22 protein-coding genes are annotated in these 25,118 nt (G+C 36.7%); 13 read left to right on the forward strand and 9 right to left on the reverse strand.

Going from position 1 to position 25,118, the window contains the following annotated elements:
* The first annotated feature begins 139 nt into the window (after nucleotides 1-139).
* Nucleotides 140-1,573 (forward strand): conjugal transfer protein TraH, encoded by a 1,434-nt coding sequence (locus tag ACRAD_RS15255; RefSeq protein ID WP_227548718.1) that lies wholly within the window; start codon nucleotides 140-142, stop codon nucleotides 1,571-1,573.
* A gap of 45 nt (nucleotides 1,574-1,618) precedes the next feature.
* Here the strand turns inward: ACRAD_RS15255 and ACRAD_RS15260 are convergent, their stop codons facing one another.
* The 4 genes from ACRAD_RS15260 to ACRAD_RS15275 all read right to left on the reverse strand — a co-directional run bounded on the left by ACRAD_RS15260 (nucleotide 1,619) and on the right by ACRAD_RS15275 (nucleotide 8,611).
* On the reverse strand, nucleotides 1,619-3,385 hold the full coding sequence (locus ACRAD_RS15260) for a UvrD-helicase domain-containing protein (protein ID WP_010699960.1): 1,767 nt from the start codon (nucleotides 3,383-3,385) through the stop codon (nucleotides 1,619-1,621).
* Nucleotides 3,386-3,737: 352 nt separating this feature from the next.
* Nucleotides 3,738-4,037, reverse strand: coding sequence for a hypothetical protein (locus tag ACRAD_RS15265; protein ID WP_010699961.1), 300 nt, complete (start codon nucleotides 4,035-4,037; stop codon nucleotides 3,738-3,740).
* A gap of 14 nt (nucleotides 4,038-4,051) precedes the next feature.
* Nucleotides 4,052-5,836 (reverse strand): type IV secretory system conjugative DNA transfer family protein, encoded by a 1,785-nt coding sequence (locus ACRAD_RS15270; protein WP_010699962.1) that lies wholly within the window; start codon nucleotides 5,834-5,836, stop codon nucleotides 4,052-4,054.
* A 9-nt stretch (nucleotides 5,837-5,845) separates the two neighbouring features.
* Nucleotides 5,846-8,611, reverse strand: coding sequence for a hypothetical protein (locus ACRAD_RS15275; RefSeq protein WP_010699963.1), 2,766 nt, complete (start codon nucleotides 8,609-8,611; stop codon nucleotides 5,846-5,848).
* A gap of 476 nt (nucleotides 8,612-9,087) precedes the next feature.
* Here ACRAD_RS15275 and ACRAD_RS15280 point away from each other — a divergent pair, with 476 nt between their 5' ends.
* The 8 genes from ACRAD_RS15280 to ACRAD_RS15315 all read left to right on the forward strand — a co-directional run bounded on the left by ACRAD_RS15280 (nucleotide 9,088) and on the right by ACRAD_RS15315 (nucleotide 15,455).
* Nucleotides 9,088-9,972, forward strand: coding sequence for a tetratricopeptide repeat protein (locus tag ACRAD_RS15280; protein WP_170211171.1), 885 nt, complete (start codon nucleotides 9,088-9,090; stop codon nucleotides 9,970-9,972).
* Nucleotides 9,969-10,673, forward strand: a complete 705-nt coding sequence (locus ACRAD_RS15285) for a hypothetical protein (RefSeq protein WP_010699965.1) — start codon at nucleotides 9,969-9,971, stop codon at nucleotides 10,671-10,673. Before ACRAD_RS15280 ends, ACRAD_RS15285 begins: the two co-directional genes overlap by 4 nt.
* 454 nt (nucleotides 10,674-11,127) lie before the next feature.
* On the forward strand, nucleotides 11,128-11,523 hold the full coding sequence (locus tag ACRAD_RS15290) for a hypothetical protein (protein WP_010699966.1): 396 nt from the start codon (nucleotides 11,128-11,130) through the stop codon (nucleotides 11,521-11,523).
* A gap of 243 nt (nucleotides 11,524-11,766) precedes the next feature.
* Entirely contained in the window at nucleotides 11,767-12,252 is a 486-nt protein-coding gene (locus ACRAD_RS15295; RefSeq protein ID WP_010699967.1) for a hypothetical protein, read from the forward strand.
* 259 nt (nucleotides 12,253-12,511) lie between these two features.
* Entirely contained in the window at nucleotides 12,512-12,742 is a 231-nt protein-coding gene (locus ACRAD_RS15300; protein WP_010699968.1) for a hypothetical protein, read from the forward strand.
* Nucleotides 12,743-12,991: 249 nt separating this feature from the next.
* The gene (locus tag ACRAD_RS15305) at nucleotides 12,992-13,240 is read left to right on the forward strand and encodes a hypothetical protein (protein WP_010699969.1); all 249 of its coding nucleotides are present in this window, start codon (nucleotides 12,992-12,994) and stop codon (nucleotides 13,238-13,240) included.
* A 247-nt stretch (nucleotides 13,241-13,487) separates the two neighbouring features.
* Entirely contained in the window at nucleotides 13,488-14,426 is a 939-nt protein-coding gene (locus tag ACRAD_RS15310) for a zincin-like metallopeptidase domain-containing protein (protein WP_010699970.1), read from the forward strand.
* Nucleotides 14,427-14,912: 486 nt separating this feature from the next.
* Nucleotides 14,913-15,455 (forward strand): hypothetical protein, encoded by a 543-nt coding sequence (locus ACRAD_RS15315; RefSeq protein WP_142093838.1) that lies wholly within the window; start codon nucleotides 14,913-14,915, stop codon nucleotides 15,453-15,455.
* 139 nt (nucleotides 15,456-15,594) lie between these two features.
* Here the strand turns inward: ACRAD_RS15315 and ACRAD_RS15320 are convergent, their stop codons facing one another.
* Nucleotides 15,595-15,915, reverse strand: a complete 321-nt coding sequence (locus tag ACRAD_RS15320) for a hypothetical protein (protein WP_010699972.1) — start codon at nucleotides 15,913-15,915, stop codon at nucleotides 15,595-15,597.
* 291 nt (nucleotides 15,916-16,206) lie between these two features.
* Here ACRAD_RS15320 and ACRAD_RS15325 point away from each other — a divergent pair, with 291 nt between their 5' ends.
* Together ACRAD_RS15325 and ACRAD_RS15330 are read left to right on the forward strand one after the other, a co-directional pair.
* On the forward strand, nucleotides 16,207-16,656 hold the full coding sequence (locus ACRAD_RS15325; protein WP_010699973.1) for a hypothetical protein: 450 nt from the start codon (nucleotides 16,207-16,209) through the stop codon (nucleotides 16,654-16,656).
* 34 nt (nucleotides 16,657-16,690) lie between these two features.
* On the forward strand, nucleotides 16,691-17,494 hold the full coding sequence (locus ACRAD_RS15330; protein WP_227548713.1) for a zinc-finger-containing protein: 804 nt from the start codon (nucleotides 16,691-16,693) through the stop codon (nucleotides 17,492-17,494).
* A gap of 154 nt (nucleotides 17,495-17,648) precedes the next feature.
* On the opposite strand, the gene ACRAD_RS15335 is transcribed toward ACRAD_RS15330, so the two are convergent.
* The 4 genes from ACRAD_RS15335 to ACRAD_RS15350 all read right to left on the reverse strand — a co-directional run bounded on the left by ACRAD_RS15335 (nucleotide 17,649) and on the right by ACRAD_RS15350 (nucleotide 21,668).
* A complete protein-coding gene (locus ACRAD_RS15335; protein WP_010699975.1) occupies nucleotides 17,649-18,149 on the reverse strand; it encodes a hypothetical protein in 501 nt (166 codons plus the stop codon).
* 108 nt (nucleotides 18,150-18,257) lie between these two features.
* Nucleotides 18,258-19,121: a S49 family peptidase gene (locus tag ACRAD_RS15340; protein WP_170211173.1), complete on the reverse strand. Its 864-nt coding sequence runs from the start codon at nucleotides 19,119-19,121 to the stop codon at nucleotides 18,258-18,260.
* Nucleotides 19,122-19,376: 255 nt separating this feature from the next.
* A complete protein-coding gene (locus ACRAD_RS15345) occupies nucleotides 19,377-20,675 on the reverse strand; it encodes a hypothetical protein (protein WP_010699977.1) in 1,299 nt (432 codons plus the stop codon).
* A gap of 327 nt (nucleotides 20,676-21,002) precedes the next feature.
* Nucleotides 21,003-21,668: a hypothetical protein gene (locus ACRAD_RS15350; protein WP_010699978.1), complete on the reverse strand. Its 666-nt coding sequence runs from the start codon at nucleotides 21,666-21,668 to the stop codon at nucleotides 21,003-21,005.
* A 168-nt stretch (nucleotides 21,669-21,836) separates the two neighbouring features.
* On the opposite strand from ACRAD_RS15350, the gene ACRAD_RS15355 reads away from it, so the two are divergent.
* Nucleotides 21,837-23,840, forward strand: a complete 2,004-nt coding sequence (locus ACRAD_RS15355; RefSeq protein ID WP_010699979.1) for a type I restriction-modification system subunit M — start codon at nucleotides 21,837-21,839, stop codon at nucleotides 23,838-23,840.
* Between the two features lie 2 nt (nucleotides 23,841-23,842).
* Nucleotides 23,843-25,099, forward strand: a complete 1,257-nt coding sequence (locus ACRAD_RS15360; protein WP_010699980.1) for a restriction endonuclease subunit S — start codon at nucleotides 23,843-23,845, stop codon at nucleotides 25,097-25,099.
* Nucleotides 25,100-25,118: the final 19 nt, after the last annotated feature.

A 25,118-nucleotide genomic window follows, 5' to 3' on the forward strand; every position in this document is an offset into this window, starting at 1 on the left:
TATTTTGATAAAACAAAAGATTGGTGAAACTTTGATTAATATTCCAAAAACATTTCTTAAACCTTTAAGAATTTGCTGTCTTTTCGCTACTTTTGCCGGCGCAAGTCAAACTGCTACTACTGGTGGGTTGGATAACTTCATGTCAGATATGTACAGCAATACGACCGCCCCCGGCATGTTCCAAACACAACAGCGTGGTGTCATTTCTGGTGGTTCATTTGTTGGTCGTTTTGGTATTAAATCAATTAACTTAGTTTCATTTGATCCGCCTCGTGTCAGTGCCGGATGTGGTGGTATAAACTTGTTCGGTGGATCATTCAGCTTCATCAATGCTCAAGAACTGACTCAACTCTTACGGGCGATCGCTCAGAATGCACTAGGCTTATTATTTCAACTTGGCCTTAACGCGATCAGTCAGCCGCTTTCGTCTTTGCTAACTACTTGGTCTGCAAAGCTACAAGAAATGAACTCATTGCTTAAGAATAGCTGTGAGGCTGCACGCAAGTTGTTCCAGATCGACAAGACTGGTGGAGCAATGTTGGATGCTGTAAAAGGATCAATGGGTGAGATCAAAACGCAAACTGGTGGTTTTAAAGATTACTTTAGTAATGTTCAAAAGAACTTTTCCCAAGGTTGGAACTCTTTGAGAGGTAATTCACCTGATGGCGAAGCAACCTCAAGAGCCGATAAAGCAATTCAAGAACTACCGAACGTAGGTAACGTGACATGGCGTGCTATTAATGCGTCTGACAGCTATAAGGCTATTATGCCGGCTAGTGGCGGTTCTGAGCTTGAGGCTAAGATCATGCTAATGAATGTTATCGGTACTGAGGTATTTAATGCTTCTGCTCAGACGGCAAGCGGAGATAAGGATTGTGCTACCGGTTCAGGTCAATGTGATCCTAAGCCGGCTCGTTATGAAAGTGTAATTAGTATTGATGACTTGATTTCACCTCAAGACGCTAAGCCATTTTATGCTTGTCAAGGTAGTGATACGGCTGATGAAGGTTGTCAAAAACTTCCATTAAATCAGAATGCAAAATTATCTACATACTTTAAGGGTGTTGCGCGTATTGTTAACAAAAGCTTTTACAATATTGATAGTTCTGAAATTAATTTGAATCGAACAACTGTTCAAGCTCAAATCAATGGTGGACACGGTATTGTAGGTAAGGCCGGCAAAGCAAATATTGAATCAGTAATGACTGCCGAAGAAAAAGCTTTTTATGGCAGTATTGATACGCAGTTAATTGGCTACATTTCAAAAGTGAACAACTCACCAGATCAAGTCTATTTGATCGCGGAACATGTACGCCGGATTGTAATTCACGATATGGCCGTAAAGCTTGCTAAAACCTTAGAAGAAGCTGCTGTACTTACCTTTAATGGTTCTACAGTTAAAGCTACTCCACCTCAGTCTTATGACACTAATTTGGAACGTTGGCGCAATGAAATTGCTAAATATCAGATAACTCCAGATGGCAGGGTGAAGCAGTTTAACGATCTAAACCAGATGGTAGGGACCATTGCTGCAAGCTTGCCAATTAACCCTGTGGCTGTACCTACAAGATAATTTAATATAAAAAAACCTCTCATTAACTGAGAGGTTTTTTATTGATTAATCCAGATTAGTGCGTAATTTTTCTAGCAGAACAAATAGCTCACTAAGATTCCCTGCATATAGGGTTTTCTTAGCGCGTGTAATCGCCACATAGAGCAAACGTAGCTCGTCTAGTGGCATATCAGTGATGCGGTAGTATTGTTCCGACATGCGCTTATCAAGCGCATCTAGGGTAGGGATCAAACCCTGTACCATGTTATTTTTCATTGGTATCAATTTTAGTGAGGTTGGAAAGGGTAGTAAGTCCCAATTTTCCAGATATAAATCCTGACTGATGCTACTAGATTTCTTAAACCCCTGATCGATACCATTGAATTTATTAGGCATCAGGCATAGGTCAAAGTCAGATGAAATATAGACTGAATCCCACTCCAAGCCTTTAGCTTTATGTACAGTGGTAATGACACAATCTGCTTCATCCATATTTGAATTAACTCTATCCAAAATTGAATAAAGAGTCGTAAAGCTAGATGAAAACTGATTGATCAGACGTACCATACTCGCAAACTCATTGTCTGACTTATTAAGTTCAGTGTACTCAAGAACATCGTCCCAACGATAAAAAGCACTTAAGTCGGGGTGGTAAGTTCTCGAACCGTTAATTAATTGCTCTGCCGCTTCTAACCACTTCTTGATTTCATGAATCTCAGCCAACATCGCGTATTTACGATCAGGAAAATTCTGTAACTGATACACCAGTTCAGCAAAAGCGCCTTTATTAGTACGGCATAAGATCGCTTCCGCTTTTACAGACATATCATGGTCATAAACAATATCTGTATGCACCTCGGGATTACCGATTAAAGGCACAGTTTCCCCTAAACAACTCAAGATCAAATTCGCATGGTTAGCAAGGCTTTCACCGAAGCGGAATGATTGAGTCAATCGAACGACAGGCAAATCGAGTTTTTTTAAACTATCGGTTGCACCGCGCCATTGGTAGATAGATTGATATTCATCCCCGACATAGAAGCAGGGGATATTCTGATTAGATACGATGTAATTCATTAAGGCATCACTGTCTTGCCATTCATCAAGCAACAGATAGTCGTAACCCTTAATTTGAGGATTTGATAAAGACCAATATTTCACGTAGACATCATGCGAAATATTCAGGTTATTGTCGGGTGCGGTAAGATCATTCCAACGGCGTACCGCAAACGGGAGCAGTTCTTTAATGATTGCTTCGTTTTGAGTCGGATTAAGCCAATCAAGATGATCAAAATGTTTTGATGTCAATTGAACGTCACTAGACTTGCAGAAATTTTTCACCGCATCATTGATGTACTGCATTTTTTGGGTAGCAGTAAAACGGCGTGATCCACCACGTTTATTCACTTCCATGAATTTCTTATAAGAACGGTGCTTAAGCTCTGCCATGTAGCCAGAAGAATATTTGCAGTCACTTTCTTTCAAGTGATACATCTCAGCTAAGTCTTTTGGAAAGTTTTTAGGGTTATACGCTTTCTTGCTTAATTGAGCAGGAACATGAGCATGTGCAAGAGAATGAAAGGTGCGGCATGTAATACTGCTATCAAAGCGAGATTTGGCTTCTCCTGCCACGGAGCGGTTAAATGCAAGGTATAAACCTTTCTTGCCAAGTTTACCCATTCGGTAGCTAATGGCTTCAAGAGTTTTGGTTTTACCAGTGCCGGCATACGCTAAAGTTTTAAACGAGTTTAATTTAACAGCGAAATCTGCACATAAATTTTGTTCAGGGGTCAAGGCAACTGGCATATTCTTTAGGTTCTGTTCAGTATTCACTATTAAATCCACTCTTTCTTATATATACACAATATACCACAAATTTAGAATATTCAAAGAAATTATTTAATTTTGATTTATCCACATTTATTGTTGATAAAGTTGCTTAAAATATCATCATAAATAATAAAAGATTAATAAAAATCAGTATATAAGCACCCAGATACAGGGTGATTAAATAATGATCAATTGAGCCTAATATATAGGTGTAAAATGTTTATTAATTTTCCAATATTGAATATTCATCTAAAAATCTCTATTAAGAGTTCAAGAGGTATATTGAATTTATAATAGATTATGAATAGAAAAATGGACGTTCAATTGAGCGCCCATGGTTTTAAACAATGATTAATCAGGTTTTGCGGTTCATTGCCTTATCTCTGTCTTTACGCTGATCATCAAGGTTCCAGAAAATGACGGCGCGAGAAGAATAAAGATTCTTAAAAATATCTTGATGGCTTATCACGACTTCTTTTAGTTGCTTAATAAAGAACAATACAACGTAATTAAAGAACCAAAGGATTGCAGGAATGATCATATCTTTAATGAACCAGATAGTGAGATCACGTAGAGGCTTAATGATCACAATAATAAATAATATTGCGATTGAGCTAATTATGATTAATTCAATATGAGAGCGATCCATAAACATTTGTTATCTCCTTATCAGCTTACTGATTCGCGTACGATCTCACGCAAGTTCAAGCCTTCCACGACATCCATAGCATAATGATTGAACTGTACGTTACCAAACTCTTTCGCTGCTTTATCAGTGAGTGTAGTCAATGGAACACGTAGATGATAGAGGTGTGTACCGCCGTAGTACAGGATGCAATCACCGATTGGGATGTATTTAAATTCCTCAGTTTTAACGTGATAGACTTCTTCCTCACGTTGCGTAAAGTTGGATGCTCTATTATCTCCACGATTTTGAATAGGAGAAGTATCTACTTCATCACCGCTACTGCTGACACCCTCACCAGAACCTAAAGCCCAAGTGGTCTGCTTGTATAACCCGATTTCATCTGCTGCCTGTTGAGCTGATAGGGTAGAGAGCTGTTTAAAGAATACTTTAAAGAGGGTGTTACCCATCACGACTTCTGACAGTGTTTCTAGGCCATTTGGCTTAAGGTTGGCGTATGTTTGATAGCATGGAGCTAGAAAAATGCGTGACGATCGTGCCTGCTCAAAGATGCGTCCCCACGTTTCATCAATATAGGACCCTGCCTCATCGGGTAAAATCATGAATGGTGGATTAGGTAATAAGTGTGCCGGCAATCTCTGAAAATGACTGATCGCTGTACGCATATCTGCAATAAGAATTTTAGCCAATGCAATACTCTGTTCGTTCTTTGCCATTGTAGGGAGCATCACATAAATGATTTTGTTTTGCAGAATACATTCTTCAAAATCAATTTCTGGGTTGTAGCTATTCATCACTTGCCCAAATGAACCTTCACTGAACTGAGATAGTCGAGCTGCAAGACCTGAAAGTAAATTTCTAAAGCTATCGAAATCGAAAAACTTGTTTTTCACAAAGCTTTTCATTAATGAGAACCAAGCGACAGTTTCTTGAGAATCCGGAAATTCTAATTGCAGTTTAGATTCCACGTATTTGAAGGCATCAAAATCCTGTAGGCACGCCGTAATGTCTTGGAATGAATAAGGTAGGCCGATACGTTGGAAAGCTGCCACAATGACCTGTAGCGCAATTAAGGCACTGTTACGATAATGTTCAGCACCGCCTGATACCTCTGGCAACAGCATCATGATACGGCTTGTCACTTCTTGGGGATCACCACGTAGGATGGGGTTAATCGTATTAGAAGTGGAGGGATCGCCGGCATTAATAATCAGTAAGTCCAGTTCGCGTCCGGACCAACATGCAAGCTGCCATACAGCCAGTAATTCTTTATTACTTAACTTACCATCGATGAAGCATAGTCCACCGCCATTACGCATCTGTTGGGCCATCATTGAGGTTGCCAATACTGACTTCCCTGTACCCGTACTTCCATTAATCGCAATATGCTGTGAGATATGGCTATACGGAATAAAGACTGCTTCACCTGTGTCGGTGGTATAGCCCACACATATACCTTTACCGATATTATCCTCAAGGCTACCTACGGGATTACTAGAAGGTAATCTGAATGGTCGGGCCTTATCCTGCTCCATAATTGGATCGAAAGTGAATTCTTTATCAAAGAAGTATTTAATCTTTCCATAAAAAAGCAGGGTTGCACACGGTATACCACATGCGATCAACACAATCATTCGGTAGTAGATATTGTCGATTACAAAGGGATTCGCTGCCAAACATCCGATGATGAATAGTAATAACATCCATCCGTCTTTTCGGCCACCAAGGGCAAGATGCCTCAAGTCAATCAGGTTAAAGTCTGCCTGTATCGAGAAAAATCTTTTAATGCTGTCTAATGCTGCTGCCATGATCCCACCTTAGACCTTTTCAAATTTGATTGTTGATTTGCCATTAAGTTCGATAGCACTTAGTTTTTCTGCATACGGCGCAAGTTCTGGGGCAAGCTCATCTTTAAATTGCTCACAATAGGATAAGAAGCTATTCACGTTCACACCTGTACGTCTGAGTTTTCCTAAATGCTGTTTAGGAATTAAATACAGCTCAGATTTAGGGTCTTTAAGAATTGAAAGTTTTGCCTTGGTCGCACTATCCATGTCATTTAAACGGTTGTGGATTTCTTCAAACAATTCCTGAACCTTGTTCTCGTTCCACATTGATTCACGAATAGACTTATAGATTTCTTCCTCTTTAGATTCATCAATAGTCAGGCATTCAATAACGCTGATCTGATTGAATTGATCCGTAGGGCTACCAGTTTTGCCTTTACACACTTCCTGTTTAACTGACCAGAAGCTACCATTACCTTTCTTCTGATAAAGGGCCATTTGTTCCACAACATTGAATAGCGTGAATATCTTGGTTTTTTTAATCAGGACATTTTTGCTCGTAGTGGTATGTGAGATCAGCTTGTCTTTATTGTTGGTAGCTTTGGCTGCATCAAGAATCTTCAAGATGGTAAAGTCCAGATTCATTGACGCATCATTAACTGCATCACGGCTACACTGAATTAATTGCAGTTTATTTTTATGGAACTCGTTAATCGCATAACGATAACCGCCGTCCTTAGCTGCTTTAGCCTGTTTATCTGCCTTTCTAAGTGATACGACTTGAACTTCTCGGTTAATGTATTTGAAAGCATCTTCCGCATCTTCATCCTGAACATTTTCAAGCGCATTGTTACTAATGCCTAGATCGTTTTCTGTTGCAGCAAAAGCGTTTTCAAGGATTGCATCTAATAACCCTAAGTCTGCATCATCTAATTGAGATAAAGGATCAATAGGGAGTGTAGGCTTTGGTTCAACTTCTGTTGCTTTAACTGATTGCACTTTTGGTTGAACTGCTGCTTGAGGTGGGGTGGCTATAACTTCAACATCGCTATCATCGCTCATAAATTCTGCTGCAAGATCAACAGAAGGGTTCTGCTGTGCTTCCAGTTGCTTGTTCATGTTGTCGATAATTGAGTTATGCGTTTTTTTGACTGTCGGTTGGTTCTGAGTCTTAACGCTATCCATGATGTCTTTTACACGCTTTTTCTCGCGTTCCGCAGCTTCAATCAATGGCTTGATCTTTTCTGCATAGTCGGACAGTGGAATTGCTTTAGTCTGGCTCACACCCAGAATCTTAGGATTAGCATTGTAGTCCTGATGATCAGAAAGTAAGTCTTTAAACATCTGTGAAGCATGTAGGATCAAGGTGTTATCAATGGTAACTGTAGATTTTTCCTTAAATTCCCAGAATACCTTTAATAATTCACCATCTGTCTTGTGTGAGAAAGTTTCAACGGCGTTATCCGCATTTTCATCACGAATACGCATCGCTAATAGGCCCATTTGCTTAACCTTGTCATAGAAAACCTTAAACGCTTTCTGGTATTCAAGATGATTAGCTAAATGTGGGTACTTCTCTTTGAAACGACCATTAAACTTAGGATAAAAGGCATCAAAGTCGATGTAGATTAAATCGTTCTTGATGATACCGATCCGTTCAAATGCACTGGTGGTATTGAAACGGTTCTTTTCAGTGAAAATAGAGTAGACCAGACGAATGATGTCGTTGTCTGTGTAGATCGGTGGCTTCTTCTTATTCTGCTTGTTGGTTTTGTTCTTCACTAAACGTACTGTTTGTGAGAAACGAAGCATTTCACAAAGCGCGACTGTTTCTTCAATAGGGTTATACATTTTCCCATTCTGATCGAAGCTGATTGGCATGTTGTAAACACTCTTACCATTTACAACAATATCTCGGTCACGGTTCACATAAACGTCATACATACGGCGTGCATTCCAAAGCACACGCTTGTCACGCAAGCTTAAGCCTAGTTCTGATGGATCAAGTTTCTTTAAATCTTCACTGGTAAGGCTTTTCTTAATATCTGGGTCCAAGGCATTCAGGGCTGCACTTGAGCGCAAAGTTAACCAGTCGATGTAAGGGAATAATGCAGCAAAGATAATAAGCTGATAATCCTGCATGTCGAGATCGCGTCTGTTTTTAATCTCGGGGGTAGTGGTTGTAATGCCCTTGTATTGGAACTTGGGAATGGCATCCAGAATTTTAGTTAATGATTGTTCTATTTCTTGACGCTTCTGGTCTGCCTTGGCTTTAAGCTGCTTCTTCTTGGCTTCTAATTCAGATTTAGAACAGACTTCCTTACCTTTGTTGTAGCGGTCTTGAAGATCATAAATATCATAATTAATGATATGGCTGTAGAGAAGATTGAACTGATACTTATACGCAAGAATGCCTTTATCAATACGGCGACTTTCATGATCATTGGTGATCTCACCCTGAATAGCCTTGAAACCGTTATTCGCTTCTTTCTGAATTTCATCATTAGACTGGTTATTAGTGGAATTGAAGTTGTTACGTTGTTCTTCATCTCCATAAACGTCTGATCCACCCTCATTTTCTTTAAAGAGTTTTTCTTCTGACAGATTAATTGTTGTTGCAGTTGAATTATCCAAAACGTCTTTTAATAAGCGGCCAGTAGACTGAATAAACGCTCTTTTTGAGCTTTCAATACTCGGATTTTCTTCTTCATATTTATTTAATATTTCGGATTCGATTAAGTAGGCATCTGGCAGTACAGGAAGAATCTTGGTGTGACCGCCTACAGTGAACACCATGCCATCCTCAACGACATTTTTTGTTATTTTTTCTTTAGTTAAAGTTTTAGATTGTCGATGGCTGCTTGAAACAAACAATAAAAAAAGGACCACAATAGCCAAAAAAATTAGCCACCCGACTACTGTTTCTGCCGCCAGACCTAGTACCGAAGTCTGGTGTTGCCTGATTTGTAAGGTAAAAAAAATCAAAGACCAAAAGCAAATTATATATATTGCCTTCTGAAATAATTCAAATGTTTTATACATGGCTTAAAATCATAATATAAAAATAATATTTTATTATGTTTTGTGGAAAAGATGAAATAATAATTATAAAATGTTTCTATTTATAATATAGGTATATTTTAGAAATGTTTTTAAATAGAAAAAATGTTAGTAAAATAATTTTGCTTGTGGCGACTACTGCGCCGTGGCTAATGCCTATACAGACAGCACAGGCAGCTCGTGACATGACGTTGACGGATATTGGAAACCTAATGGAACGTCCAAAGTGGCTCCCTGAACTACCTAATATTGAAACGAGTGGCTTTGCTCCGGATACGGCCAAATATTTAGCACTTAGAAAAAGCATCATGGAAAAACGCGATAAAAATGCTATTCCAGAACTTCATAAGCTTGCTAATCGTGGACATGCGAAATCCATTGTTCTAATGGGTTATTTGTATGATCAGGAACCCAAATTAATAACACCTAATCCTAAATACGCTGCACAGTATTGGGCTATCGCTGCTAAAGCAGGGGATTCCGCAGCCTTATATAATCTGGGTATTTTGTACTTAAATGGCCGTGGCGTACCTAAGAATCTCGATACTGCCCAAAAGCTATTTGTATTGGCAAGCAATCAAAATATGTATCGTGCAACCTACATCTTAGGCCAGATGTATGAAGCGAAGAAAAACTGGAACGCAGCAATTAAAACCTATGCTTCATGTATACCGGCTAGATATATTCCTCAGTGTAAAACACGCCATAGTATTCTTGGCATCACTAAAACCAAACTATCGCCAACAGAAGCTAGAAAAGCTGTTGATTTGCTATCCCAAGCATCATCATCTGGTGATCTTGAAGCAACATATACACTTGCCCGACTCTCAGCAGAAGGGATTGTCGTGAACAAAAGTCGGGTAGCAATGGTTTATTATCTTGAAACCATGGTGAAGTCACCTAATAGCACGCCTTCGTATAGGGAATTAGCTACTAAGATGTACAGAGCTTACAATCCTAATGCTGATGAAATTAAAGAAGGTAAAGATAAATATCGCGTGGCAAATTCGGGTGGTTCATCAAGAGCTAAGCAAGCAGCATTTAGAGTGGTTGATCTTCGTAAAACCATCTTAGATGAAGGGGGTAATTTACTGTGATCCAGACAGAAAGCATGTTCCTTGCCTGTGTTGATAAAGGAAAAATCCTCTCTCTAGTTATGTTGCCAAACACTAAGCATATTGCTGACTCAACGGCGCGTATAAATATCAAAAACAAGCTGAATGACGTATTAGCATTCCATAGTACAAGAAAGGTGACTTCTGGCCGTCTGGTGTTAGAAATAGCGGAAGATAACAGTCGGGAAGTGAAACTCTATGCAAATTCGCCGTTTAAATCCGAAGAAATAGGCCGAACCCATTTTTCTTTTCAAAAAGCCAAAAAACGTTATTTGCAACACGATCTGCTTAATGAAGAAGGTGATTTGAAACCATTACACCCCAGACAACAAACCTATCTCAAGGGAAAGCTTATTTCCCATTGTTGGGCGGCTGTGCATCGAGGCCATGTAGTAGGCTTGATCGCATATCCTCTAATCCGTAGCAATAAAATGCACGATAATAATTTTGAGCGATATAAGGTACTGGCACGTAAAGCCTTACAAACATTTGGCTATGTTGTCGCCTGTGATCTGGTCCTGAATGATGAAAATCAATTAGAGATATACAACATTCATGCGGAATATGAGAGAAAGGGGAAGCTCATTCCATACTTTACACGCCGTATGCCTCTAACCAAACACCTGAGATTCACCGAAATTACACCTGAGAATGATTTGGTTATTACTGATATAGCGTCTTAATATTTTTTTAATGAAATGATTTGATTTCAGGAATATATCTGCAATAATAACCTTACATTCAATATAGCTCATTTCAGTTGATCTATAAGTGGACATATTGTTCTTGTAGCAATATGAATGGTATTAACGTACCAATCGGATGAAGCTCTCTCCTTGTGATTGAGCTTTATTTTTTTGTCTGAACTTTATTAAACACCGTTTAAATCTAATAGTTTTACTAATACCAAATAAAAACCTAACTTTATATTATGAAATATTTTTTATGTTTCTTTAATTGCTGTTTAATCATTTGCACCTCTCTGAACACATCTGAATATATCTAAATTGTACAATTGGTTATATAAAAACTATTTTAATAGATTATTAAAGTATGTTATATATGTGGTATATTGTTGTATATGGTGAAAATATGCAGCATTTAACTTAATTGTTTGTTGATAGTGAGTAATGTAAGATGACGGCTATTAGTGTTTTAAATCAACAAATTGGAACCATGGAAAAGAAAGTCCTAGATCGAAAAAAGGTTTTCTTTTATCTGCTCCCTTTCGTGGCAGCAGCCGCAGCATATTCATTGGGATTTGAATCAGTTGCGCTACCAGTATTTGTTGTATTCTTCTTTGTGTGCATCGCATTTGAATTGGCTATCTCTGGTAAAGATACAGAGGACACCAACGGCGAAAAGGCATTCGTAAAAAGTCTGGCAGATCAGAAAGCATTTGAGATGGGTGAGGCAAAGAAACTGCTTAAGAAATACAATGCAGTTATCTATCGGGTAGACACTCGAAACCATACCATCCAATTCTTTTTAAAAGACGTTAAATATACGATGTATATTAAACCTAAAGTGTAAGCACTCCTTAAGTGCTTACCACTTCTTAATTTTCCTTATCTAACTCTAATTTAAGTTCCTAATTTTGAACTTTTTTGCCTTTTAATTGCCTAAAAATAAAACTTCAATTATATTGGTTCTTGAAGATCGCTTTTTCTTATAAGTGTTTTTCATCAGTTTCCATACATAAATTAATTTGTACGGATAGCTGATGATCGCATACCAAGCGTTCTTCCGTTATCCGTACGCCAACGGAGTTCAATAATGAAATTTTTATCTACTGCACTGTTCGCTGCATCTTTCGTTTTATTTCTTTTTTGCGCTGAAAGCTTTATTTCTGCAATGAATACGAAAGTTATGTTCTGGGATCATTACGCCGAAGTTCTGAATCGTGAAATCTTTATGAATGCTTTAGGTTGGGGTATTACTTCGATCTTCTTCTGTTTTATTTCATATTCACTGGTTGTTGTAGTCATGTTAGCAATTAATCTTGCACATCCAAATTATCTGACTAAAGATCGTCTGGATTTGGTTGCATTATCTCACTTGCTATTCATGTTTGTTGTAGCCATTATTTGCTTATGCGGAATACCTGTTTACCAACTTCTAAGTAACTCTTATATCCTTGATGGACTATCTAGTTTCTTGGTTTGGTACATGGCTCCTATCGCTTTATCAATTCTGGTTGCATCAACTTATACCTTAGCTGTATCCCTTAAATGTTTTATCAAATCATTTAAGTTCCAATAATGATTAATACTCATTGTTGATTCATCTTACAAAAGCCATTTAGAACTTTCTATTTGGCTTTTTTTATTGTCTAAACAATAATTTGCATAATATTAGAATTGCAGAAATGAAAAAGATCAATTAATATTCGTCTTGAAGAATGCTATTTAAATTGTTTTACATCACATTCTATCCCTACATATTTAATAAAACTTGTACGGATAGCTGATGATCGCAATTTTGCCTTCTTCCGTTATCCGTACGCCAACGGAGTTCTACCATGCAACAAGTTATCTTAACTAATGTTCAATTAAACTTTTTTGACCAGTATGTTCGTTCATTACAGAATCAAGGGTTTAAACGTCAGGATATTGTTGAATCTACTAACGCTAAATCATTTGTCCGAATGACACGCGATAAAATTCAGCTTAATTACTGTAAGGAATGTCTTAGCGCCGTTCCTGCTCTACATGAACACTCTTGTTTAGTTGTCGCTATTCATGAGTTGTAAGTAACGCTAATCACGTTATCTAATCTTTTAACAAGAAGCCTCTTAGAATTTTTCTATTTGGCTTTTTTTTTGGCCTAAATTTTTGAAATGTTTGCAAAATATTTATACATCGGCTAATCTGCGTGGTGAAGATTGCTTAATTATTAAGTGTTTTTCGTCAGTTTATATTCGATTAATAATTTTTTACGGATAGCTGATGATCGCACTTTTCGCGTTCTTCCGTTATCCGTACGCCAACGGAGATTTACCATGATTACATCTATCGACCTTAATATTCGTCTTTCATTATTTGCTTTGAGTGGCTATCAAATTACCACCTTAGATAAATATGATATGGAACCAGATATTAAAATCGTTGCTAAGCAGGGGATACAAAGAGCATTTTGTACTTTCTGTGGTAGCGAAGTAGAAAACTTTGATCCTCAGTTTCAAGGCATGTATAACCATGACCACTACTGCCAAAGCTTTCAGAAATACTTTGATGAACATTTAAGTTAAGACTAATAATCTTAATTATTTTTTAATACTAAAGCCTCTTGAATTCTTTTCATTTGGCTTTTTTTATTGCCTAAAAAATCTAACATTTGCCAAATATTAAAACATCTACTAATATTGATCTTGAAGATCGCTTAACTATTAAGTGTTTTTCATCACTATTCATACATATTTATAAAAAATAGTACGGATAGCTGATGATCGCACAATTTGCGTTCTTCCGTTATCCGTACGCCAACGGAGTCTTACCATGAAAACTTTTAAAAATGCTACTGAACAGAAATTTGCTCAACTTGTAGAAGAACTTGAAGCTAAGTTCGTTACTGGTAAATGGGTAATGCCTTTCAAAGCTGCATGTCCTCACTTTAATGCTCAATCTGGAAAACGATACAACGGCGTAAATGCTTGGCTATTGTCCATGGTTGCAGTAAACAAGAACTATCAATCTAAAGCATGGCTTACTTTTAAACAGGCTCAAGCGAAATCTTGGCGTGTAGTTAAAGGTGAATCAGGCACACCGATTCAGTTTTGGAGTCCTATCAAAGACAAAAATGATCCTGAGAAAGAAATCTGGTTTGTTAAATACTTTACCGTTTTCAATCTTGATCAAATTGTTGATGCTGATGGCAATCCTGTATCTGTTGGTGATGTTGATATTGTTGAAGGTGAATCTGATTCAGGTTTGCCGACACATGAGGAACAACGCAACATGCTTGAACGACTCAGTGCCGGTCTTAACGTAACTGTTCATCATCATGAAGGTTTGGGTAGTGCTTTCTATCGACCTTCTGAACATGCAGTTTACTTACCGACTATCCCTGAGTTTCATACAATTGAAGGTTACTTAGCAACTTACCTCCATGAATTAGGACACTCTACTCACCGTTTTGTACGTCCTGATTGGAAGAAAGATGTCTTTGGTTCTGTTCTCTATGCTAAAGAAGAATGTGTTGCTGAGCTTATCTCTGTGTTCGTATCTTCTATGCTTGGAATTGAGAAAATTGCCCTTGAAAGCCATGCCGGATATATTCACGGATGGTTAGAAAAGGCAAAATCTGATGATCCAAAGTTTTTTGCAAAAGCGATTAAAGCTGCTTCTAAAGCATCGTTTTATATGTGGGATATTCTTCATCCAGAAGAATCTACCGATAATTCTGATGTTGAAGCTCCTGTCGCAATTGAAGCTTAATTTACTTCAATAATCTTCTAACAAAAGCCATCTAAGTTTTTACTTATTTGGCTTTTTTTATTATCTCAATATTATCTTTTATTATTGGTTAATATTATTCTAATCATTATCTGTAACTATTAACTATAATATGTAAATATATTATTAACATTTAAAAAAAGTTAATGCTTTTTAATTTGAAATGTACTATGATTGATCTTGAACATAGTTCCGCAATCCGGCGTTACCGGAGTTCTTTATGATCAAGTGTTTGTTGGCTGATTCTCAATGATTGTAGATGATGTGCTTCAAATACGACTGTTTTCACACTTCGGTTTGAAAACAATATTGATGGCTAATTCTATCAATAACTCTCAATAGTCGCCCGTAGCCCAAAAAAGCTCGGGCGATTTTTAATGCCTAAAAGAAAAATACAGTCGGGTGGGAATGGTGAGAGATATAACATCCAAACAAATTGAAAGGGCTGATCTGGTCTTTCGTGGTCGCATGTCCAGTACGCCGTTTTTAAATCATCCTGCCTTCAAATATTCGTTCTCCCTCACTGGTTACAAAGACTTCACCTACGGCGCTGTCACGGGTCCTGCAATCTCCATCAGTAACCTGTTTCATGAGATGGCCCACTCTATAGAGTTTATTCTCTCGGGAGATGATCCTAAGCAAAGGGCTAGGGGTGGACGGTATCATTTCGACACTAATCAAATTGAAATCGATGGCCGGCTGTATGAGCAAGTGCAGACTAATCAGATCACATTAAGGGAATGCCGCACGTTTGCAATCCAGATTAAGCTAATGCACTCAGTAGGCTTTAGGATGAACCTATTTCAATTTGCGCGTGAGAGCGCCAGATTGACCACTTGGCTGCCTGACTGGTACTTGGTGGAGGGTGATAACGAAATTGAGCGTGTTGCGTGGTGTAACGCTTTAATATTGCAGCATTACGAAAACCTGAAATTGGCTGATTTATATGAAGCATTTGCAACGTGGTTAGATGAAATACATTCCTTAAAAAGCGCATTTATTGCTATTTGAGTAATTCGCCAGAAATAACTCTTTTAATGCCCTTTAAATTAACCACTTTAACTTTCATATAAACCTTTCTGTGTATCGCAATTAGAGAAATCTTATTAAAGAATGGGTCTGATCCCAATTTTTAGATAGTTACTACTGCTTAACTATTTTTGATAGTTAACAGTCGCAAAAAAGGGGCAATAATTTCATAAGAACATTCATGGAATTTTGAATCAGTCTTCCGTAAGCTTTTAAAAAACGCTGCTTCTTCTGACTCTGGTAGAGTTTCGCTTATCTCTTTCTCAATTTCTGAAATTGAGTCTTTATTAGTCAATACGCCGTGAAGGATTTGACCATTTAATTCTCTTTTTAATTTTTCCATACTAGAGATGATCACCTCTATGTGCGTAATGGCACGATTATAGTAAAAACTTGTAGAGCTTGATTCGTCTGGTCGATTAAAGAAATTATCAATTAGCATTTCATTTACCTTTTTTAGAAATTAATAAATAATATTACGATAATGATTATGAATATTTATAATTAAAAATCAAGAAACATTATAGTTACAAAAATATCGAAGTGCCGAATATGTGTTCCGATACTGTTCTCTAAGGATAATGAATAAAAATTCGCAAATACAATGACTTATAATCTTGTAACAAGCCTATAAAAACACGTAAAAACTTAAACAAAATCAAGATTTATAATTTCGTTTAATTTGCAATTTTAGAAATATTTTATTAAAAAAAGAATTTTTGAGAGCTATCTGATGGATATTACAAAAGCGGATTTGTTAAATGTTAAATGTACAGATTTTTGTGAGTGGGGAGAGTGGAATGAATGGCTTGTACACCAGATAAATGAGTTAGGTTATGTCCAATTAAATTCAGACATTAATTTTTTATATTTCTTGACTGTAATTATTATTTCCATAATATTAGCTCCGTTAATTAGTAAATTTCTTAAAATAATTAAAGAAACTTTTGGAAAAAAAGAATATATTATTGAAGAAATAAATTCTTGCACCCGTCATTATTTAGAGAAATGTTTAGAAAATGATGAATTCAGAAAACTGCTAATTAAAATATCGGCTACCGTTTTAATTTCTTTCTCGTTAATTGGTGCATTCTTGGGGAGTGCTATGTTTGGTTTTCTGTTTGGTGCTTTAATTTTAAGCATTAACCTTTACGACTATCTTCACAAATTACATGAGTCCTGATCAAAACATTCTTTTTAACGAAGTTGTGAGCAATATGAATACTATTACCGACCTATCAAGACATATTCTCCCTTCTTCACCAAAGAAGCCTGTACTTTGTCCATACTGCAAAGAAGAAGCACAATTCGATAAAGGCTTGTGGCGTTGCAATCCTTGTAATGCTTTGGGTAGGGCAGATAAGCAAACTGGCCGACCATTGGGAACCATGGCAAATAACGCTTTATGGACTGCAAGGAAGGAGATACACCAGTCTTTTGGTGCGGTCATGCAATATCATATTAGTAATGGCATAAGTAAAACGCAGGCCAGAAAGAAGGTTATCAATGATTTGGCAAATGTACTTAATCTAAACCCCAAACAGATCAATATTGATCGCTTTGATGAAACGCTGTGTAAGCTTTCGTTAGACGCGATTACCAAGATGCAGACGGCGTGTGTTCCCGTATGCCCATACTGTTCAAATCTCTCTGTCTATCTTCCATCTAAGCGTATTTATCGCTGTGAACCATGCGATGCTCAAGTCGGGGTCCATAAACATAATAATCAGCCTTTAGGATCGTTAGCTAATCCGGAATTGCGTGCGACTAGAAAAAAAGCACATTCTTACTTTGATCCATTGTGGCGATGCAAGATGAAGCGTGATTCCTTAACCGTTTCCCAAGCGCGAAAGACTGCATATCACTGGCTTGCCTTACAAATGGGTATAGATTTTGTTGACTGCCATATAGGGGAGTTTGACATTGAGCAATGCAATGAGGTCATACGAATCTGCAAGCCATATATAGGGAAGGCTATGCAGCAAATTCAAAACTCAAAAAATAATTATTCTGTCACTTGATGATGGTCGATACTTTGTTCTGGATACAAAGTATTGCCTCTTTTGGTTAATGAAAATGAAAGCAATTAGTGAAACTTGTAATGCTCTTACTATTAAAGACATACAGCAATATGCTTTAGCTTTTGTTTAATAGCTTCTAAGAAAAAAAGACTTTTTATAAGTCCTTTTTTTCTGTCTGATTGTAATTAGAAGGGAATTCAAAATCTTTACTTGAAAAACAGAAAATAATTACACGGAGAATATAACTAACTATTAAATACAACAAAGAATAGAAAAGTATATGTATTTCAAATTCCCCAAAAAAAACTATATAAAAGAACATTACAGTGGTATTTATAAAAATTATATAAATATAATCAATGCCATACTTTAAGATTAAAGTAGCTACATCAATATCTCCAATGCGAATTTTCTTTTCAATTATCGATAACGAGTACAAAAATCCAGTCATACTAAAACATACGAGTAGAGCTACTACCATCATTTCAAGAAAGTACTTAGAGTAAAGCGAACTTATGAGATTTAATAAAATATCTTCTGAGATTAAAAAATTACATAGCCAAAAAAAGAGTGCTATAAAAATAAAATGAAAAAATAATTCAGCAAATGGAATAATCCATTTTTCTTTTTTTTTAAATTTGTGTTTAACTTCCATACAGATACACCAGTATATTGCAGAAAAAATAATCGAAAGTTGGTAATTGAGGATCAGATATTTCTAACTGATCCTTTTTTTATGCTTTTAAATCGTTACGATTTAAAATTATTGAACTTGGATTTGAAGTTCTTCTTTTAAGCTGTCAGATAAGCCCTGACCAATCGATCTACCTACATCACTATAAGCTGTATTGAAAAGTCCACCCAAGCCATTATTGACATAGGTATAGTTTTTTACTTGATCGATTTTTAATTCGCGCTTAAGGGTATTCATATCACCCACTTTATCAGCAATACCAACCTCTACCGCTTGCTCACCTGTCCAGACTAATCCTGAGAACATATCATCAGTTTCTTTCAGTCGGCCATTACGTCCATCACGTACATACTTGATGAAGTTCTTATGCACGTTGTTCAACATCTTTTGGTAATAATCCATTTGCTCATCAGTCACCTTCTGCGTGAAGGAAAAGGCTGCCTTGTTTGAGCCGGCAGTGATAGTACGATCACCTACACCAACCTTGTCCATTAGCTTGGTAAAGTCATAGTTGCTCATAATCACCCCAATTGAGCCTACAAGGGATGTTTTGCCCACGATTATGTAATCACTGGCAGATGCGATCTGGTACGCTGCTGATGCGCCCATATCTTCAATGAGGGCATACACTTTCTTGTTCGGGTATTTATTCTTTAAATACTGAATTTCATTCCATACCATTTCAGCTTGATACGGGGAGCCGCCACCCGAGTTGATCTGTAATACGATTGCTGAGCTATCCTCGTTTTCAAAAGCTTGTCTTAATGATTGGGTAATATAAGTACCATTTGCATTGGTATTTGAGGCAATCGTTCCATTCACTTTAATTAAGGCGATATGTGGACCGCTTACAAATGAATTCTTAATATTGTCTGTGATCTTAAGGCTACTATTGAGGCTGTAAATTGCCAGTAAGGTAAGGAATATACCCAATGATGTTGCAGTGATTTCAAGCCAAGTTCTTTTTTTTACTTTATATGTGACTGTTCTTGGTAGGTCAGAATCCCTATTGAAAATTCTTCGCATGAACTCTTTTAATCTATTCATTAGAGATGCCTTGTATATTGAGCGTTAATATTTAAATAATATAACTCAATAAAAAAAGATACATTAACGAAATATTATTGTTTATTTCACTAAGCGATATTGGAAAAAACACCCCATTAAGGGTGTTTTTTAATGGTTTGGTTATGCCGGATTTTCAACTGATACAGAAAGTATATTATCCATAGCACAAGCATAAAAATACTTTGCTTTTCTGATATTGGGTATGAGCTGCCCGTAAAGATCGTGAATTAACTTGGTATCAGAATTCGATAAATTCAACCACTGATCCGGTACAAAAACATTTCCATAATCATTCGAGGTTACTGACACTTTTGCGATCAAGTCCATGCACTTATCAAATCGTGGTTTGATCGCTAATTCGGCATCAGCCATTAAGATTTCCGTAGGCATATAAGCTGCAATTTCAATATCCAGTGTTACTTCATTATTGGATATGTAAAACACAACAGTAAACGTATCCATTAACTCAACTGAGTTTTCATCGATATGCCAACCGAAAACGCCGTTTTCACCTTCCTCAGAAAATGAGTAGCTTAATTTATGCTTCAAGAAATCTGATAAGCAACTTAAGCTTTTGCATTCGATCGTGAGAATATTAAATTTTGATTCTGCCAATTGCGGCATTAAAGTTTTGTGTTGATCTGAATTATTGAGGATGTGTAATAAATATTGGATTGTGTCAGTAGACAAAGAAATTTTATCTTTAGAACCTGACAAGATTAAAGCATTCTCATTTATGCAATCTCCTATCGCTGAATTACACAGGCCCACCCATTCATTACTATTCAATTTAACAGCCATATCCACCTTAAGGTGTCCAACCTCATAAACACGCTGTATTTTAAGCACATCAGTTATAGGGGATTTAGAATCAGCAATGAAGTGCTTATAGATCAGTGGATCGAGAGAAATAGGGCTTTGATTAAGCTCTATAGATAGACCAATGTTATTTAATGCCATCATATAGATATGAGTCAGAACGGGTATACCTGAACGTTTGGTATCGCCGTAGTTTTTTATATAAAAGCAAATCAGATTACTTGCCTCTATCTTAAAATTGTACTCAGACCTAATGGCTAACATTCTGTTGAGTGAAGCAACTAAAATCTCAGCGAAAAGTTTGTTTGATACCCCAAGTACTTCCTCCATGCGCTGAATTACATGGTCCACGGCGCTAATAATGTCGCCTGAATTCAGTGTTGTAAGCAATTCTTTATCGTTAGTTGCTTTGAAACTCGCATAGGTTTTATAAGAATGAGAAGCTGCTAATAACTCAAAAATTTGAGCGCGTGATAATTTCAATCCTTCAAGGTTACATCCTTTGGTCAGGCTGAACCAATTGAAATAATATCCGATGTTATTGACAGTATTTTCGAGTGAGTCTGAGAAAGTAAAAGGTGTGAATGCAGAAAGCTTCATAGAAGTTATCCTTATTTCAAACGCAAGCATAGCATTGGTTTAACTGCGCTCACAAAGAAGATAAGGACAGTTTAAAAATGGTGTTTACAACAAATGGTTTTTGCTCCAATGCAGGCAAGGTCATTACACCCATGCTTTAATCTTATTATTTTTTTAAAGATAAAGATATTTATTAAGCAAATTAAATTGGCTATTTGCATTTTAGGGTGGGATTTTTATAAATCTCACCTTATTTTTTTACTTAACAAACTCTAATTTTGCAATCTAAGGTTGTAACTACTTGAGCTAATCATTTTTAAAATTTGCATTATAAGGTTGAAAGCGAATTTAGCTTTTTAATAATCCTTTTAGTTGACTCAAATATTCATTTGCTTTTTGTTGAGAATTTTCTTCTGATAAATTCAAATCAGATTGAATCTTAATGATGCTCTGTTCAAACTTGCTTAATTCCAAATCACTCAATCGTTGTTCATCTTTGTACATATCTATAGTTGCTCGACACAAATGAATGAAGTGTGCTGTTGTTTTGTACTGATAATTACAACAAGCATGAATGATATTTTTGAGTCGTCTGTGGCGTAGCTCAATATTGATTGGTTTATAAGTTGGATGGCTTGCGCTAAAAAATAGTGCCTTATCTATGGCATCACCGCTATACCAACCTTTATCCAAATTTTCTTGTGCTGCTTGAATATAAATTTCTGCTACTCGCTTCCTGTCAGCCAAAATGTATTTCTCAATTTCAGCTTGGTCAGTTAAAAGCTCAATTGGTTCAAACTGAACTTTAGTGCCGTATCTGTTTTGGGTAGATTGATCATTTACTCGCAGAAAAATGGTTGCACCTATTTCTATATCTGATAGCACGGCATTTTTGACAAGTTGGGCTTGATAATTTTTTACACTACCGATCAGTTCAGCTTGAATATACTTTGTTCCAGTTTTTAAGATACGAAACTGTCCAAATGCTGTCATTTTTTCTTGCTTATTTGACATCTCACACCAAGCCTAATGATTATCCTGTGATAAATTTTAACATTAAGTCTTTATTCTGAAATAAAAAATTAGTCAGATTTGAAATTTTTAAATATTGCATTTCAAGGTTGAAAAATTTACGTTTATTGCATAATATTTAACTATTGCAAAATAAGGTTGAAAAACAAAATGGCTTCTGCACCAAACAATACCGAATCTACACTGGCAAGTTTTATTTGGAACAATGCGAATGATCTTTGGGGTGATTTCCCACATACAGAGTTCGGCAAAATCATTTTACCCTTTACGGTATTAAGACGTTTGGAATGTGTACTTGAGCCAACGAAAGAAGCTGTTCTCAATACTTATGCGCAATTCAAAGATCAAGGGATGGCGCTTGACGATATTCTTACTAACGTAAGCGGCAATCCATTTTATAACAAATCAACCTATAACCTATCCAATTTAGGCGGTACAAAAACCAAAGCTAATCTTGAAGATTACATCGCCAATTTCTCTGAAAATGTACGTGTCATCTTTGAACAATTTGATTTCAATACAACAATTAATAAATTAGCCAAAGCCAATCTATTACTGCGTATTTGCAATAATTTCGCTGCCATCGACTTACATCCGAATGTTGTGCCTGACCGTACCATGAGTAATGTCTATGAACATTTAATTGCAAGATTTGGTGCAGAAGTCGGTACGGGGTCTGAGGACTTTATGACTCCGCGCGATATTGTGCATTTGGCAGCGACTTTATTGCTTGAGCCTGATAATGAGCTGTTTGAACAAAAGAATGGTTTAATCCGCACTATTTATGATCAAACGTGCGGTACATCGGGCTTTTTAACTGACATGATGAACTATGTAGACGGTTTTAAAGACCGCTATAAAATTGCCCCTGTACTTGTACCCCACGGACAGGAATTGCAGCCTGAAACTCATGCGGTCGCATTGGGTTCAATGTTGCTCAAAAAACTGGAGTCTGATCCAAGCCGTGATTTATCACAAAATATTAAATTGGGTAGTACCCTCAGTAATGACTTATTTGCAGGGCAGCGTTTCCATTATCAATGCTCTAACCCACCTTTCGGTATGTCATGGGCGAAAGATGCCAGTGCAGTTCAATTAGAGCATAAAGAAAAAGGCTTAAATGGGCGTTTTGGTGCGGGCTTGCCTAAAGCCAGTGACGGCTCAATGCTTTTTTTACAAAATCTAATTTCCAAACTAGAACTGCCTGAAAATGGCGGTGGTCGTGGTGCAATCGTACTTTCAGGTTCGCCACTCTTTAACGGTGGTGCAGGGTCAGGCGAATCTGAAATCAGACGCTTTATTTTAGAAAATGATTATCTCGAAGCAATTGTGGCATTACCGACTGATATTTTCTTCCGTACAGGTATTGGAACGTATATTTGGTTAATCTCAAACCGTAAACCTGAACAGCGCAAAGGCAAAGTACAGCTCATTGATGCAACTGGCATGGGTTCATCTATGCGTAAGAATGAGGGCAACAAGCGCAAGTTTATTGACCAAAATTCGATTGATGCGATTAGCCGTATTTACGCCGACTTTGAACAAAGCTCAGTCAGCAAGATTTTTGACTATACCGATTTTGGCTACCGCCGAGTAAAAGTCTTACGTCCTTTGCGTATTGATCTTCAATTTGACGCTGAGAAACTAGAAACATTCAAATCGTCAAAAGAGTTTGGCAAGTTATCCGACAGCGACCAAAATGCTGTATCGGCTTATATTGAACAGCAGTTCGGCGAATCGAAAGATTATGCTTGGTTTGAGAATACATTCCTAAACAATCTACCACTCAGCAAAGTCAGTAAAGGCTTAAAGAATGCCTTAATCGCTGCGTTTGGGGTGCAAAATCCTGATGCCGAAGCCGTAGAAATTAACGGTGAAGTGCAAATGGATAGTGACCTGACTGATTATGAAAATATTCCGTTAAATCAGAATACTCAGGACTATATGGCGAAAGAGGTACTTCCTCATGCGCCTGATGCGGTAGTTGATACCACTTATACTGATAGCAAAGACGGTCAAGTCGGTGTGGTGGGGTATGAAATTAACTTTAACCGTTATTTCTATGTATTTGAGCAGCCACGCCACCCAAATGAAATTATGGCGGAGATCAAAGAGTTGTCTGCCGAAGTCGCAAAATTGCTTGGGGAGGTTTAAAAATGGAATTTAAACAATACCCAAGTTATAAAAAAAGTGGTGTGGAATGGTTAGGTGATGTACCTGAACATTGGAATTTAAAAAGGTTTGGTTATCTTTTTGATGAAAACAAAAAGAAAAATATTGGCTTAAAAGAAACTAATGTTTTGTCTTTAAGTTATGGAAATATTAAAGAAAAGAATATTGATGACAATAAAGGTTTATTGCCTGAATCCTTTGAAACTTATCAAATTATTGAACCAAATAATATTGTTTTCCGCTTTACGGATTTGCAAAATGATAAACGTAGTTTAAGAAGTGCTATCTCAAAGTATCACGGAATTATTACGTCTGCATATATTGCCGTCAAAACCAAACAGAATGCAGATTTTTATAATTATTTGTTTCGTGCTTACGACTTACAGAAAGTATTTTATTCGATGGGCGAAGGTATGCGTCAATCTTTAAAGATGGACGAATTAAATAAAATGCCTGTTGTTTTACCAAATAAAGATGAACAAAAACGCATTGTTTCATTTCTCGACACCGAAACTGCCCGAATTGACACCCTTATTGCCAAGCAAGAAAAGTTAATTGAGCTTTTGGAAGAACAGCGTAAGTCGATTATTTCTCATGCCGTGACCAAAGGTTTAAACCCTAATGCACCGATGAAAGACAGTGGTGTGGAATGGTTGGGGGAAGTGCCTGAGTCTTGGGTAGAACAGAAAATTAAGTTTATTTCAAAATTAATTAATGAAAAAACTTCTGAAAAATCCAATGTTATTGCACTTGAGAATATAGAAAGTTGGACTGGTAAGTATATTGAAACAGAATCATCTTTTGAGAGTGATGCTGTAAAATTTAAAAAAAATGACGTTTTATTTGGAAAATTAAGACCTTATTTAGCTAAAGTTTATTTGGTAGAAAATCAGGGTGAAGCGGTAGGTGATATTTATGTATTACGCCCGAATAAACTAATACATCCTCAATTTTTAAAATTTTTTATGCTATCTGAAAAGTTTATTGATTATGTGAATAGTTCAACCAATGGTACAAAAATGCCAAGAGCTAATTGGGATTTTATTGGTTGCATTTCAATTTTTTTGCCACACATAAAGGTTCAGCATGAGATAGTCGAATATCTTGAATCTGCTGTTTTGAAAATTGAATTAATCATTAACAAACAGATTTCTTTAATAGAAAAACTTAAAGAATATCGTTCTTCGATTATCTCCCATGCGGTTACAGGCAAAATTGACGTACGGGAGTTTGGCGCATGAAATTTTTAGCAAACACTAT

The sequence above is a fragment of the Acinetobacter radioresistens DSM 6976 = NBRC 102413 = CIP 103788 genome, from assembly GCF_006757745.1.
GTDB classification, from domain to species: Bacteria; Pseudomonadota; Gammaproteobacteria; order Pseudomonadales; family Moraxellaceae; genus Acinetobacter; species Acinetobacter radioresistens.